Here is a 15,145-nt window from a genome sequence, read left to right as displayed (position 1 = left end):
GCCTTCTGTTTGTTGGCCGGTCATAGGCGTGCGGCCAGCGCCTGCAGCGCCAGCGTGTAGCCGAGCGGCCCAAAGCCACAGATCATGCCGACAGCGACCGGCGCGACCATGGAGACGTGGCGGAATGATTCCCGCGCATGGATATTGGAAAGATGGACCTCGGCGACCGGCAGCGGCGCCACGGAACGAATGGCGTCGTGAATCGCGATCGAGGTGTGGCTATAGGCGCCGGGATTGATGACGATGCCGGCGGCCTTGTCGCCGGCTTCCTGGATCCAGTCGACGAGGTCGCCCTCGTGGTTCGACTGGCGGAAATCGATTTCGAGCCCGAGCGCCGCGCCGGCCTCTCTGCAGTCGTCCGCGATGGTGGCAAGCGTCTTGCCGCCATAGATGCCAGGCTCGCGCTTGCCGAGCGCGTTGAGATTGGGACCGTTCAGGACGAAAACCGTTTTCAAAAAATGCCGACCTTTTCCGGCACCGGCGTCAAACCGGCGCTGGGCCCTCTATAATGGGCATAGACGCCCGCGGAAAGAGCGCAAGTGCGTTCTTTCACTGTCCACAACAGGCAGAAATGCGCCCGTGAAGAAAACCCGCGGCCGATCAAAGCGCGGCTTTCGCCGCCTCGATCTTCTCCGCCAGGACTTCCTGTCCGAGCGCCCCGAACACGACCTCGTTGCCGACGACATAGGACGGCGTTCCGGTGATCGCCAGCTTGTTGGCGAGATCGTAGGTCTTGGAGAAGGCTTCGGTGATGGACGGGTCCTTCATCTTTTCACGCAGCGTCGCTTCGTCGGCGCCGAGCGAAAGCGCGACCTTGATCGCCGCCGCCTCGGTGGCGCGTCCCTGGCCGCCGAGCAGCGCATTGTGGAACTCGCCGTACTTCTGCGGCATCATCAGGTGGAAGGCCATCGAGACGACGCTGGCCTTCTGCGAATCCGGGCCGAGGATCGGGAACTCCTTGAGCACGAAACGCAGGTCCGGATCGGCCTTGGTCAGCGCCTGCATGTCTTCGATGGCGCGTTTGCAGAAGCCGCAATTGTAGTCGTAGAACTCGACGATCGTGACCTTGCCTTTCGGGTTTCCGACCACGCCGTCGAAGGAGGAGTTGAAGATCTGCTCCTTGGCGCCCTTGATGACGCCGAGATGGGCAATGCGCTGCTCTTCTTTCTGCTTGGCCTCGAGCGCATCCTGGACTTCCAGCAGCACTTCCGGATTCTTCAGGAGATAATCGCGGATGATGCCTTCGACCTCGGTGCGGTCGATCTTGGTATCGGCCGCTGCCGTCTGAAGCGGTTGCGCCGCACCGGCTTCCGCGATTTGCGGGCTGCCGGCCACGAAACCGAACGCCAGCATGGCAAGGGCTATCGCAACTCCCGTGGTGCCCAGCAGCAGTGCCTTTTTCATCGTTCCGTTCCTTTGCCTGTTTTCCGATCTGGCTGCGTCGCAGCGCACGGCCGGAAGGTTCACTATACCTTGCCCGACGGCTTGTAGTTTATGATGTCCTGGGCGCGTATCCATCGCGGCTCGCCGCGTTTGAGTTGCTGCTGCGCTCGCATGGCGAAGATCTTCGCATCCTTGTAGTTACCGGAATAGAAATGACCCTCGGCCGTGGCGAGCTCGGCGCCCGGTATGTCTCCCAATTCGCCATAGGCCTGCGCCAGATAGCGGTATCCCACGGAATTTTCCTTGTCGCGTCGCAAGCCGTTGTTGATCTGCACCACGGCCTTTTTCAGAGCGTCTGGGGTGCCCGTCGCCATCAACGCCTGGCCGAGCGAAACCGGCAGCAATCCAGATCGCGCCTTGTCGAGGCTGACTGCCTTGGCGTAGGCATCGGCAGCTTCCTTGGGCTTGTTCGCCTTCATCAATATATCGCCGCGCAATTCCTGGAAATAGGCGTTGCCGGGCTGGGCTTTGATCAAGGCGTTGGTCTTGGCGAGTGCGGTGGCGATGTTGCCGAAAAGATAGGCCGATTGGGCCTCGCCATACTGCGCGGCAAGGCTGCCCTGCATCTTTCGCATCAGCCGCGACGCGGCGGCCTGGCCTTCCATGTAGACAGCGATCTTCACCCGCATCATGTCGTGGCGCAATTGCAGTGCCGGCGCATCGACCTTGTCGAGATAGGGGCTCTGCTTGACCAGCACTTCGAGGTTGGAGATTCGATCGCGCGGCATTGGATGGCTGATCCGGTAGGGATCGACCTGCGCGCCCGACAGCGACAAGGCCGTCTGGAAACGCTGAAACGTCTTCAGCATGCCCATGCCGGACTGGCCGGTGGCGTTGAGATAGGTGATCGCCGAGCGGTCGGCCGTCATTTCCTCGGTGCGCTGATAGGCGAGAATGCTGCGCTGCGCCATCTCGCCGCCGCCAGCCGCCACGCCCACGCCGGCGCCGGCAAGTCCGCGGCTGTTGGTGGTCGCCCCGGCGACCATGGCGCCGGCGCCCAGCAAGGTTGCGATGATGGCCATCGTCTTGGCGCGCTCGAGCTGGTCACGCAGTTTCTGCTGGTGGCCGCCGGCGATATGGCCGGCCTCGTGGGCGATGACGCCGATGATCTCGTTGGGCGTTTCGGCTTCCATCAAGGCGCCCGTGTTGATGAACAGCCTGCGTCCGGTGACGAAGGCATTGAAGCTCTGGTCGTTGACCAGGACGATGTCGATGCCGTCATTCGCCAGACCGGCGGCCTTGAAGATCGGGCGGGCGTAGTCGCGCACCAGCGCCTCGATCTCGGCATCGCGCACCACCGGCACGTTCTGGGCCAAGGCGCTGATGGAACCAGACACCGCGACGGCGACGCCAAGCGAAAGCGTCGCAACGACGCGCGCTACCCGGGCAACCATCGATTTGGGTCGGCTCAACATGACGTGTCCACTGGTAGACGAGCGGGCGAAAGATGAAAAGTCGGCACCGGAAAAACTTCCTCAACTTGTGATCCTCACACCAATCGGGCATTTGTGCGGCGCATGCGCCAGGACGTGGTGCGCTCAATCGTCGGATCGAGGTCAAAATGGTCGTTTCGCTCTCACGCCGTGGCAATGTCGAACCCTTCCACGCCATGGATGTGCTGGCCGAGGCGAACCGGCTGAGAGCGACGGGCGCGCCGGTCATTTCCATGGCCGTCGGCCAGCCGTCCGATCCGGCTCCGGCCCGCGTTCGTGCCGCGGCGGCCAGGGCTTTGCAGGACGGGCGTATTGGCTATACCGATGCGCTGGGCCTGGCTGGATTGCGCAAGGCGATCGCGGAACATTATGGGGATCACTACGGGCTTGATGTCGCGCCCGACCGGATCGCGGTCACGACGGGATCCTCGGCCGCCTTCAATCTCGCCTTCCTGGCAATGTTCGATCCCGGTGACCGCGTCGCCATCGCAGCGCCGGGCTACCCCGCCTATCGCAACATCATGGCGGCGCTGGGCATCGAAGTGATCGAGATAGAGCTCGGCGATGCGGCCTATCTTCATGCCGCTCACCTGGAGACCGCGCATCGCGAAAAACCGCTGAAGGGCGTGCTGTTCGCAAGTCCGGCCAACCCGACCGGCGCGGTCATTCCGGCCGATGATCTCGCGGACCTGGTCCGGACGGCGGAGGCGCTCGGCATTGCCGTCATCTCCGACGAGATCTATCATCGGCTGGCCTATGCGGCGTCCGACACCACCGCACTCGCCTTTGGCACCGGTGTCACGGCGATCAACTCCTTCTCGAAATACTATTGCATGACCGGCTGGCGCATCGGCTGGATGGTGCTGCCGGAAGCGGTGGTGCGGCCCATCGAGCGCATTGCGCAGAGCCTCTACATCTCGCCGCCGGAACTGTCGCAGGTCGCCGCAATCGAGGCCTTTGCCGCTACCGAGGAGCTGGAAGCGGTCAAGGGTCGCTATGCCTGGAACCGCGAGCTCCTGATGACGCGTCTGCCGGAGCTCGGCTTTCCGCTGGCCGCACCGATGGATGGCGCCTTCTATGCCTTTTGCGACGTCACCCGGCACAGCAATGACAGCATGGCTTTCGCCCGCAAGATGCTGGCCGAGGCGCATGTCGCGGCCACGCCCGGCCGTGATTTCGACACCCAGGCCGGGCACCGCACCATGCGGTTCTCCTATGCCGGCAGCCATGACGACATGGTCGAGGCATTGGCGCGCATCGAACGCTGGCTGAGGTAGATCCATGCCGGAACTCGAGCAGGCCCTGGCCGAAGTCGCGGCCGAAATGGCCGAACGCAACGATCGCGGCGAGGTCGCCACCTATATCCCGCAGCTCGGCAAGGTTGATCCGAAGAAATTCGGCATCGCAGCCGTCACCAATGACGGCCGTGTGCTGATGGCGGGCGACGCCGACCAGCCCTTTTCGATCCAGAGCATCTCGAAAGTGTTCACCTTGACGCTCGCGCTGGGCAATGTCGGCGACGCGCTGTGGAAGCGGGTAGGGCGCGAGCCTTCGGGCAATCCGTTCAACTCGATCGTGCAGCTCGAGCATGAGAACGGCATTCCGCGCAATCCCTTCATCAATGCCGGCGCCATTGTCATTTCCGACATCCTGCTTGCCGGCCACCAGCCGCGCGAGGCGATCGGCGAGATCCTGCGCTTCATCCAGTTCCTCGCCGACGACGATACCATCATCATCGACCGCGAGGTGGCGGCGTCGGAGCGCGCCACCGGCTATCGCAATTTCGCGCTCGCCAACTACATGAAATCCTTCGGGAATCTTCATCATGCGCCGGAGCTGGCGCTCGGCGTCTATTTCCATCATTGCGCCGTCGCCATGAGCTGCCGGCAGCTGGCGATGGCCGGTCGGTTCCTCGCCAATGGCGGCAAGAATCCGGCGACCGGACATTCCGTGGTGTCGGCCGAGCGGGCACGCCGCATCGGCGCCATGATGCTGACCTGCGGCCACTATGACGGCTCCGGTGATTTTGCCTTCCGCGTCGGCATTCCGGGCAAGAGCGGCGTCGGCGGCGGCATATTGGGCATCGTGCCCGGCGTCGCCTCGCTCGCCGTCTGGTCGCCCGGCCTCAACGCCAACGGCAATTCCAAGCTGGGCTCGATCGCCCTGGAAAAGCTTGCCAGGATGATGAACTGGTCGATCTTCGCGCCGTAACGTTCCGGCAAACCGGATATGAAAATCCCGCGCCGTCTTTCGACCGGCGCGGGATTTTTTTATTCAGGAAGTCAGTTCAAAGGGCTGAAATCTCAGAAGAAACCTTTCCGCTGCCACCAGCCGGCGCGCTTCGGCTTCTCTTCGGTCTTGGTTTCCGGCTCTTCGGCGACGGTCGAGGAAACCACCGGCACGATCGGCGCATCGATGGCCGCCGGCTTGCGTCGTGACGGACGGGCCTTCGGTGTTTCCTCGGCGGTCGCTGCCGCTGCCTCGTCCGATGCCGTGGCTGGCGTCTCGGCGGGTGCCGGAACGGCCAGTTCAGCGATCGGCTCCTCGGCGGCTGCCTTCTTCGGCTTGGCTGCGCGCCGCGGCTTCTTGGGCTTCTCGGCGGTCGTCGCCTCGTCGCTCACTGGAGCCACCGGCTCTTCCGCAGCCACGACGGTTACCGGCTCGATCGCAGGCTCGCTTTCGGAAGCATCGACCCCGGAAGGTTCGGTCGCTTCATCGGCGCTTGCCTCGGCCTCGCCTTCGCCGTCCTCGCGCCGGTTGCGCTTGCCGCCGCGCTTGCCGCGGCGACGCTTCTTGCCCTGGCCCTCGTCGGATGCTTCCGCCGTTTCGGCAGTTCCGGCCGCGGGGACCGGAGCCTCGTCGCCGGCTTCCGCCTCGTCACGGCTCAACAGGTTTTCCGATGTGGACAACTCGTCGGCCTGCGCCAACACGGAAGCACCGTCGGTGTGGCCATGTTCTCGATCGCGATCCTTGCCGCCGCGGCGTCTGCGACGCTTGCGGCGCTTGCGGTCGCGGCCTTCGCCCTCTTCGCCGGGCCTCTGCTGGTGCTGACCTTGCTGCGGCTGACGCGGCTGTTCGGCCTGGGCCGGTGCTTCGTCTTCCTCCTCGACGATGGTCTCATCCTCGAGCTCTTCCGGTTCGACATAGGCCGGCAGGGTGCGTGCCTCGACGAAGCCTTCCGGCTTTTCGGCCAGCGCGCCGCGGAAGATCGCATAATGCTGCGAACCGACCGTGTCGTCGGCCTCGAGCGTGATGGTCAGGCCGAAGCGGCTTTCCAGTTCCACCAGCGTGCCGCGCTTGTGGTTGAGCACATAGAGCGCGGTCGCCGCGGGCGTACGAACCGTGATGTGGCTGCGCGAATCCTTGAGCAGGAACTCCTCGATCGCCCTGACCACCATCAGCGCGACAGACGAATCGGAGCGCACATGGCCGGTGCCGCCGCAATGCGGGCAAGGCTTCATGGTCGATTCCAGCACGCTGGCGCGGATGCGCTGGCGCGACATCTCCATCAGGCCGAAATGCGAGATGCGGCCGACCTGGATGCGCGCGCGGTCGTTCTTGAGGTGATCCTTCAACCGCTTCTCGACGGCACGGTTGTTGCGGTTCTCCTCCATGTCGATGAAGTCGATGACGATCAGGCCGGCAAGGTCGCGCAGCCTGAGCTGGCGGGCGACTTCCTCCGCCGCTTCCAGATTGGTGTGGAGCGCGGTGTCCTCGATCGAGTGCTCCTTGGTCGAGCGGCCCGAATTGACGTCGATGGCGACCAGCGCCTCGGTCTGGTTGATGATGATGTAGCCGCCGCTCTTGAGCGTCACTTGCGGCTGCAGCATGCGGTCAAGCTGCGCCTCGATACCGTTGCGCACGAAGATCGGCGTCGTATCGCGGAACGGCTGAACCACCTTGGCGTGGCTCGGCATCAGCATGCGCATGAAGTCCTTGGCCTCGCGGTAGCCCTCTTCGCCGGAGACGAGGATCTCGTCGATGTCCTTGTTGTAGAGGTCGCGCACCGAACGCTTGATCAGGCTGCCTTCCTCGTAGACGAGGGCAGGGGCCGTGGACTGGAGCGTGAGATTGCGCACGTTCTCCCAAAGCCGCATCAGATATTCGTAATCGCGCTTGATCTCGGCCTTGGTGCGGCTCTCGCCGGCGGTGCGCAGGATGACGCCCATGCCTTGCGGCACTTCGAGATCGGCGACCACTTCCTTGAGGCGCTTGCGGTCGACAGCACTGGTGATCTTGCGCGAAATTCCGCCGCCGCGCGCCGTGTTCGGCATCAGCACGGAATAGCGGCCGGCAAGCGACAGATAGGTGGTGAGCGCCGCGCCCTTGTTGCCGCGCTCTTCCTTGACGACCTGCACCAGCAGGATCTGGCGGCGCTTGATCACTTCCTGGATCTTGTACTGGCGGCGCATCGGCTTGCGGCGGTTGCGCGCTTCCTCCAGGGCATCCTCGGCACCGACCGATTCGACCTCGTGATCGTCCGGATGCGAAGACTGAACCTCTTCCAGCATGCCGCGATCATCGTCGCTGGATTCGCTGCCCTGTTCCGTCAGCGGGACGGGTTCGGAAATCACATCGGCGTCGACGGAGGCGGCGATCGACGTCGGGCCGCCCTCGCGGGTCTCGCCTTCGTTCTGCCCAGAAGATTCGTCGCCCTGCTCGGGGGAGGCTTCGCCACGATTGGATGCATCCGCGGCCTGTTCCGGGATATCGGCCGCATGTTCGATGGTTTCCGAACCGTGGGAAGTGTTCTCCGAGACGGCGTCATTGCCATTGTCGGCGTCGCCTGCCTCGCCGGCCGTTTCGGTTGCCTCGTCGGCATCGGCCCCGCTCGCATCGCGCTTGTGTTCTGCGCGGTCGCGGCCCTTGCCGCCGCGCCGGCGCCCGCGCCGGCCGCGATCGCGGCTCTGGCGGTCGTCGCCTTCGCCGTCCTCATCGTCCTCGTCCTCGGCTTCCTGCGCTTCGGCGCGCAGCAGCGCCTGACGGTCGGCGACGGGGATCTGGTAGTAGTCGGGGTGTATTTCACTGAAGGCGAGGAAACCGTGACGGTTGCCGCCATATTCGACAAAGGCTGCCTGAAGGGAGGGTTCGACGCGCGTTACGCGGGCGAGATAGATGTTTCCTTTGAGCTGCTTCTTGTCCTGTGATTCAAAGTCGAATTCTTCGATACGATTACCGCGTACGACGACAACGCGTGTTTCCTCCGGGTGGGAGGCGTCTATCAGCATTTTGTTGGGCATTATTTCGTTTCCCCCCGGCAGCCGTCAGCCGCAGCTTGCGGCGCAAGGGCCGCTGCTGTGTGTCTGGATGAATGTGGGTGCCGGATGTCTGAATGTCCGCCGGACGGTGCCTGCGCGCCATGGCGGTGCCGCCCGCAGCCATATTGGCGCGGTTTGATGCGGACCTTTCCATGATTGCGCTTGAAGCCATCGTCACCAGCAGAACCTTTTGAACCAAAGCCCGGAAACCGGACCAGCTTGTTTGCTCATACAGAGCCGGCGCGGGACAAACCCGGCCGTTTTCCTCACGCAGGCGATTCCCCCGCCACGGGCGCACACCTGCGAAATTCGTCGCGATCACCTGAACCCTTCTCGCATGGAGCGAAAGGAGCCGCCTTTCGTCTCACCTGTAGCGGGAAGCTGCGGAGGAGGGCGGTTCCAGGATTGCAGTGATCCACTATCGCTTTTATGATTTGGCGGGTTGGAAGGCAACCCCGATTTCCGACGCCGGCAAAAGCGGTTCCGCCACGTAAGCACGGGTCCGGGCCTCGCGTGAAAAGGCTTGGTTAACCTTCTCTGGATACCAATCGTTAATCGAGTTCGCGGCCTAACCGGCACTTCGACTACATGACCGGGCGCCTTGGCGCCAAACCGGGAGCGACTGCAAAGAGATGGGACTGGCAGGCTTCACAGACAAGGGCAGTCGTGCCGGCGGCCGTTTGCTCGCGATCTTCTGCCTCCTGCTGTCGATGACCATCTCGTTGGTCGCCAACGCCGCCGATGCCCCGCTCACGGCAACCGGTTACAAGATGGCGGGCGATGCCACCAAGATGCGCATCGTCATGGATTTCGACCGTGAGCCCGACGTCAAATGGTTCCTTTTGCGCGGGCCCAATCGTCTGGTCATCGATCTGGCGAATACGAAGTTAGCCATCGATGCCAAGGATTTGAAGCCTCGCGGGCTGGTCAAGGGCGTGCGCCTGGGTGAGTTGGAGGCAGGCGTGTCGCGGCTGGTTCTCACCGGCAAGGGGCCGTTCGCGGTCGACAAGCTCGATGTTCTCAAGAACGAGGACGGCGCGGGCTACCGCATCGCCATCGACATGTCGGCGGCCTCCGAACGCGAGTTCGACACTGCCCTTGCCAATCAGGCGCTGACCACCGGTTCCACGGTTTCGACCGACAAGGGCGGGCGGGTCGGCACCGGGCCGGTCTCCAATCCGGGCCATCGCTTCACCGTCGTCATCGATCCGGGCCATGGCGGCGTCGATGGCGGTGCCGAGGGCCTGAACGGCACCGTCGAAAAGAACGTCACGCTGGCTTTCGCCACGGAACTGCGCGACAAGCTCGCCGCCGTCGGCAGATACGATGTCTTCATGACGCGCGACACCGACGAATATTTGCGGCTGGACGACCGCGTGCGCATCGCTCGCCAGCATGAGGCCGACCTGCTCATCTCCATTCATGCCGACACTATCAGCCTCAAGGGCATCCGTGGCGCGACCGTCTATACCGTTTCCGACAAGGCTTCGGATCCGGAAGCGCAGGCGCTTGCCGACCGTGAAAATCTCTCGGACCAGTTCGCCGGCATGGTGATCAAGGACGACAACAAGGAAGTCACCGATATCCTGATCGACCTGATCCGCCGCGAGACCCACACCTTTTCGATGAGTTTCGCCCACACGCTGGTCGGCCAGTTGTCGACCAGCGTCGGCCTCATCAACAATCCGCAGCGTTCCGCTGGGTTCAAGGTGCTGAAAGCGCCTGACGTCCCCTCCGTGCTGGTCGAACTAGGCTATCTCTCGAATGCCAAGGACGAGGCGCAACTGCTCGACGCCGACTGGCGCGGCAAGGCGGCGCAAAGCATCACCAACGCCGTCGCGCTGTTCGCTTCCGCGCGTGCCGGAACGGGAACCGGGGGCTGAAATGCCTGACGACGCCTGCAACCACAGGCAGCGTTGCGCGGCGACAACACCCGACGCTTTTATTTCCGACTCACGGCCGCGAAATCCGGCCTTGCCGTATTTTGCCCACATGGTAGCGACATGGGTTTTCCATTACGGGTTGGGACCGGCTCGAATGCTTGCGCGGAAGGCGGCTTCGTTTAGGAAATTCCCGAACCAAGGACTGGAGCGGGCATGATTCGTCTCATTGGCTATTTCTTCGGTATCGGCACGACGCTGGCCCTGCTGGTCGCGGCGGGGGTTGCCATCTATATCGGGCATTTGTCCAAGGATCTGCCCGACTATGAGGTGCTGGCCAAGTACGAGCCGCCGGTGACCACCCGAATCCATGCCTCGGACGGCGCGCTGATGGCCGAGTACGCGCGCGAACGGCGCCTGTATTTGCCGATCCAGGCCATCCCCGACCGCGTCAAGGCGGCCTTCCTGTCGGCCGAGGACAAGAATTTCTACAACCACCCCGGCATTGACGTGACCGGCCTGGGCCGCGCTATCATCGTCAACCTGCAGAATTTCGGCTCGGGCAGGCGTCAGGTTGGCGCCTCGACGATCACCCAGCAGGTGGCGAAGAATTTTCTGCTGACCTCGGACCAGACCTACGAGCGCAAGATCAAGGAAATGATCCTCGCCTTCCGCATCGAGCAGGCCTATTCCAAGGACCGCATTCTCGAACTCTACCTCAACGAAATCTTCTTCGGTTTCGGCGCCTATGGCGTGGCGGGTGCCGCGCTCACTTATTTCGACAAGTCGGTGAACGAGCTGACCGTGGCCGAGGCCGCCTATCTGGCCTCGCTGCCCAAGGGGCCGAACAATTATCACCCCTTCAAGCATGCCGACCGCGCGCTTGAGCGCCGCAACTGGGTCATCGACCAGATGGTCGAGAACGGCTACGTTACGCGCGAGGAAGGCGACAAGGCCAAGGCGGAGCCCCTCGGCGTCACACCGCGCCGCAACGGCACCTATCTGTTCGCCGGCGAATACTTCACCGAGGAGGTGCGCCGCCAGATCATCGCCCGCTACGGCGAGAACGCGCTCTATGAAGGCGGCCTGTCCGTCCGCACCACGCTCGACCCGAAGATCCAGCTCATCGCCCGCAAGGCGATGCAGAACGGCTTGATCAAATACGACACGCTGCGCGGCTACCGCGGGCCGCTGAAGACGATCGACGTGTCCGGCGACTGGGGTGTGCCGCTGGGCAATGTGAAGGGACTGGAAGACGTTCCCGAATGGAAGCTCGCAGTCGTGCTCGACAGTTCGGCATCCGGCCTGTCGATTGGCTTGCAGCCGGCACGCCAGGCGTCCGGCGACATCGTCAAGGAGCGCGTCGAAGGCACCGTCAGCAAGGAAGACATGGGCTTTGCCATGCGCCATGTGGTCGGCGGCAAGACGGTCAGGGCCAAGTCGCCGGCCGATGTGCTCAAGCCGGGCGACGTCGTCTTCGTCCAGAAGAACGAAGGCTCCGACGACGCCTACAGCCTGCGCCAGGTCCCCGAAGTGGAAGGCGGCCTGATCGCCATGGATCCACACACCGGCCGCGTGCTGGCCATGGTCGGCGGCTTCTCCTACGCGCAGTCGGAGTTCAACCGCGCCACCCAGGCCATGCGCCAGCCCGGCTCTTCGTTCAAGCCGATCGTCTATTCCGCGGCGCTCGACAATGGCTATACGCCGGCATCGGTGATCATGGACGGGCCGATCACCATCCAGAGCGGCAACACGACCTGGACGCCGAAGAACTACGACGGCACGGTCGCCGGTCCGGCAACCCTGCGCTCCGGCATCGAAAAGTCGCGCAACCTGATGACTGTGCGCCTCGCCAACGACATGGGCATGAAGCTGGTCGTCGAATATGCCGAGCGCTTCGGCGTCTATGACCATCTGGCGCCGTATTTGCCGATGGCGCTGGGTTCCGGCGAGACGACGGTGATGCGCATGGTTTCGGCCTATTCGATCATGGCCAATGGCGGCAAGTCGATCAAGCCGACCTTGATCGACCGTATCCAGGACCGCTACGGCAAGACCGTCTTCAAGCAGGACGAACGCGGCTGCGAAGGCTGCAACGCGGCCGAATGGCAGAACCAGCCCGAACCTGAGCTTGTCGATAATTCCGAACAGGTTCTCGATCCGATGACCGCCTACCAGATCACCTCGATGATGGAAGGCGTCGTCCAGCGCGGCACCGGCGCCACCATCGCCGAGCTCGGACGCCACATCGCCGGCAAGACCGGCACCACCAACGACGAAAAGGACGCCTGGTTCATCGGTTACACGCCAAACCTCGTCGTCGGCCTCTATATGGGCTACGACACGCCGCGCGGCCTTGGCCATGGCGCCACCGGCGGCGGCCTCGCCGCTCCTATCTTCAAGGATTTCATGCGCGTGGCGCTGGATGGCACGCCCAATGTCGACTTCAAGGTTCCCGAAGGCATGAATCTGGTCGCCATCAACCGCAAGACCGGCATGCGGGCCAATTCGGGCGATCCCGGCACCATCATCGAGGCCTTCAAGCCGGGCACCGGGCCAGCCGACAGCTATTGGGTGATCGGCATGGGCGCTGACGGGTCCAATGCCTCCGGCGGCGCGCTGTCGCCTCAGGCCAACCAGGCCATCCAGTCGGGCGGCGGCGGCCTCTACTGACGGGTATGCATGCAGGATTGGGCCGGCCCTGGGCCGGTCCAATTTGCTTTACAGGCGGCGGCGCCGTCCCTATGTATCGCGCCGACCAGGCGTCACTTTCAGCAACAGGATAAAACATCAGGCCATGCGCGCGGAAACGCAGAATATTGTCGACGAGATCAGGCAGGCAATTACCCTGCTGAGGAGGCATCTTTGACTGGGATCAGGCCATAAAGCGGCTTGAATATCTCAACGTCCGCGCCGAGGACGCCAGCCTCTGGAACGAACCGCTGGAAGCGCAGAAGCTGATGCGCGAGCGCCAGGGCCTCGAGGAAGGCATCGCGGCGGTCAGGGGCCTGACCCAGGCGCTGGAAGACAATATCGGCCTGATCGAACTCGGCGAGGAAGAGGGCGACGAGAGCGTCGTTGCCGAGGCTGAGGCAGCGATCCGCTCGATGCAAGGCGAGGCGAAGGCCCGCCAGGTCGAGACGCTGCTGTCGGGCGAAGCCGACGCCAACGACACCTATCTCGAAATCCACGCAGGCGCCGGCGGCACCGAAAGCCAGGACTGGGCCTCGATGTTGCTGCGCATGTACACGCGCTGGGCCGAGCGCCGCCGCTTCAAGGTCGAGGTGCTGGAAGTGCATGACGGCGAAGAGGCCGGCATCAAGTCTGCGACGCTGCTGATCAAGGGCCACAATGCCTATGGTTGGCTGAAGACGGAATCCGGCGTCCATCGCCTGGTGCGCATTTCACCCTATGACAGCAACGCGCGCCGGCACACATCCTTCGCCAGCGTCTGGGTCTATCCCGTCATCGACGATACGATCGAGATCGACGTTTCCGAATCCGACGTGCGCATCGACACCTATCGTTCGTCCGGTTCAGGCGGCCAGCACGTCAACACCACCGATTCGGCGGTGCGCATTACCCATCTCGCAACCGGCATCGCGGTCGCCTGCCAGGCCGAACGCTCGCAGCACAAAAATCGGGCAAAGGCCTGGGAGATGCTGCGCTCGCGTCTTTACGAGGAAGAGCTGAAGAAGCGCGAAGCCGTCGCCAACGCCACCGAAGCATCGAAGAGCGACATTGGCTGGGGTCACCAGATCCGCTCCTACGTGCTGCAGCCCTATCAGCTGGTGAAGGATCTGCGTACTGGCGTCGAAAGCACCAGCCCGTCGAGCGTGCTCGATGGCGACCTCGATGACTTCATGGAAGCCTCGCTGTCGCAACGCATCGAGGGTGGTGCTGGGGAAGCGGTGGCGGACCTGGATTAGGGCCGGCGCCTACAGTGCCACACATTTGGATTGGATGATGGCTCGCAAGCTTGTTGGAAATTGCTTCTGCGGCGCGGTGCACTATGAGGTCGCTGACGAGTTCCTGTACGCGGCGAATTGCCATTGCTCGAACTGCCGGCGCACGACAGGTTCGGCTTTCAAGCCCTTCGCGGGCATCGAACGCGCCAAGTTTGTCCTGACCAAGGGCCACGACATGTTGCTGGTCTTCGGCGACGACAACGGCCATGACGCGCACTGCAAGCGGTGCGGTTCGCTGCTCTATTCGGTCGTGCGCCAGGGCGCCTTCGTCCATGTCGCGATGGGAACGCTCGTCGACAACCCGAGCATCCGCCCGACCGAGCATATCTTCGTCGGTTCCAAGGCGCCATGGTACACGATCAGCGACGGCCTGCCGCAGTATGACGAACACGTGATCACAGGACCTGCTGGCGAATAGGCCGGAACTTCTCTCGCTGAATCTCGTTATCTGCGATCCCGTCTGCTGGGCATGGTTGTGCCTGCCTATCCAATCAAGAGACGGCGCCTGTTTTCTGTTGCCGATGCGCGGCATTCAGCCTGCGACATCGGCATGCAGTGGTTTCTTGCGCCGACTCACAAATCGGCCCACCATCCATGGTCGAGGGGAGACAAAAGCATCTATGGCCGGGCGCGGCAGAAATGCCTGCTGACGATCCGGCCGCTGGGAAGACACGTTTCAGGAACGGGCAAGCGAAACGCTTGATGCTCGTCGAAAGGAGCGCTTCCATGTCTGCTGCCCCATCAAAATCGGCTCGGGCCGCGGTGGGCCGACTCATGCTCTGCCTGCTTGCAATCGCAGCGATTGCGTTGCCGATGGCGCCTGCCTTCGCCCACGACGCCAAGCCTACAGCGGCGAAGCCGCTGGGTTGGAGCTATCCATTCGCATGCTGCGCTAACTACGATTGCCGCACGGCCCATACGGGCGAGGTTTTGGAAAAACCCGAGGGTTATGTGATCGCCGGCACGGGGGAAGTTGTCCCCATGACCGATAAGCGTGTGAAGGACAGCCCGGACGGCGAATTCCACTGGTGCGCGCATCAAGCGGGTCTCGACGCGGGTAAGACGATCTGCCTGTTCGTGCCGCCGCGCTCCTACTAGGCCCGAAAGGCGCAGCGGCGACCGGCCCGGACCGCGATGGGCGGGGGCCTGCTGACGGACGGTTG

Annotated in this window: 11 protein-coding genes; 7 read left to right on the top strand and 4 right to left on the bottom strand. The window is 63.3% G+C overall.

Translation table 11 applies throughout. The annotated features are described in order from the left end of the window. Nucleotides 1-20: 20 nt before the first annotated feature. The 3 genes from aroQ to FJ949_RS04700 form a co-directional block, all read right to left on the bottom strand. Entirely contained in the window at nt 21-455 is a 435-nt protein-coding gene (gene aroQ / locus FJ949_RS04710; protein ID WP_140493659.1) for a type II 3-dehydroquinate dehydratase, read from the bottom strand. A gap of 145 nt (nt 456-600) precedes the next feature. Next, on the bottom strand, nt 601-1,404 hold the full coding sequence (locus FJ949_RS04705; protein WP_140493657.1) for a DsbA family protein: 804 nt from the start codon (nt 1,402-1,404) through the stop codon (nt 601-603). Between the two features lie 62 nt (nt 1,405-1,466). After that, nucleotides 1,467-2,858 carry a M48 family metalloprotease gene (locus FJ949_RS04700; protein ID WP_140493655.1) on the bottom strand — a complete coding sequence of 464 codons (1,392 nt, stop codon included), beginning with the start codon at nt 2,856-2,858 and terminating at the stop codon, nt 1,467-1,469. A 146-nt stretch (nt 2,859-3,004) separates the two neighbouring features. Between FJ949_RS04700 and FJ949_RS04695 the strand changes: the two genes are divergently transcribed. Together FJ949_RS04695 and FJ949_RS04690 are read left to right on the top strand one after the other, a co-directional pair. Further along, nucleotides 3,005-4,153 (top strand): aminotransferase class I/II-fold pyridoxal phosphate-dependent enzyme, encoded by a 1,149-nt coding sequence (locus tag FJ949_RS04695; protein ID WP_140493653.1) that lies wholly within the window; start codon nt 3,005-3,007, stop codon nt 4,151-4,153. A gap of 4 nt (nt 4,154-4,157) precedes the next feature. Beyond that, complete coding sequence (locus tag FJ949_RS04690) at nt 4,158-5,087, top strand: glutaminase (RefSeq protein WP_140493644.1); 930 nt, start codon at nt 4,158-4,160, stop codon at nt 5,085-5,087. Nucleotides 5,088-5,179: 92 nt separating this feature from the next. Here the strand turns inward: FJ949_RS04690 and FJ949_RS04685 are convergent, their stop codons facing one another. Then, on the bottom strand, nt 5,180-8,116 hold the full coding sequence (locus FJ949_RS04685; RefSeq protein ID WP_140493642.1) for a ribonuclease E/G: 2,937 nt from the start codon (nt 8,114-8,116) through the stop codon (nt 5,180-5,182). Between the two features lie 650 nt (nt 8,117-8,766). Here FJ949_RS04685 and FJ949_RS04680 point away from each other — a divergent pair. The 5 genes from FJ949_RS04680 to FJ949_RS04660 all read left to right on the top strand — a co-directional run bounded on the left by FJ949_RS04680 (nt 8,767) and on the right by FJ949_RS04660 (nt 15,080). Then, a complete protein-coding gene (locus tag FJ949_RS04680) occupies nt 8,767-10,017 on the top strand; it encodes an N-acetylmuramoyl-L-alanine amidase (RefSeq protein ID WP_140493640.1) in 1,251 nt (416 codons plus the stop codon). Nucleotides 10,018-10,230: 213 nt separating this feature from the next. Beyond that, a complete protein-coding gene (locus FJ949_RS04675; RefSeq protein ID WP_140493638.1) occupies nt 10,231-12,687 on the top strand; it encodes a penicillin-binding protein 1A in 2,457 nt (818 codons plus the stop codon). Between the two features lie 124 nt (nt 12,688-12,811). Next, nucleotides 12,812-13,943 (top strand): peptide chain release factor 2 gene (prfB, locus tag FJ949_RS04670; protein ID WP_140493636.1). Its coding sequence is split into 2 segments (ribosomal slippage): nt 12,812-12,877 and nt 12,879-13,943, totalling 1,131 coding nucleotides; the frame shifts between segments, so codons are not numbered across the junction. A gap of 37 nt (nt 13,944-13,980) precedes the next feature. After that, the gene (locus tag FJ949_RS04665; protein WP_140493633.1) at nt 13,981-14,400 is read left to right on the top strand and encodes a GFA family protein; all 420 of its coding nucleotides are present in this window, start codon (nt 13,981-13,983) and stop codon (nt 14,398-14,400) included. 308 nt (nt 14,401-14,708) lie between these two features. Further along, nucleotides 14,709-15,080 carry a hypothetical protein gene (locus FJ949_RS04660; RefSeq protein ID WP_140493631.1) on the top strand — a complete coding sequence of 124 codons (372 nt, stop codon included), beginning with the start codon at nt 14,709-14,711 and terminating at the stop codon, nt 15,078-15,080. The last annotated feature ends 65 nt before the right edge of the window (nt 15,081-15,145 follow it).

It is taken from the genome of Mesorhizobium sp. B2-4-1, assembly GCF_006442185.1.
GTDB lineage: Bacteria > Pseudomonadota > Alphaproteobacteria > Rhizobiales > Rhizobiaceae > Mesorhizobium.
Note: the sequence above shows the minus strand (reverse complement) of the source record. Positions and strands in the feature narration are given on the sequence as shown.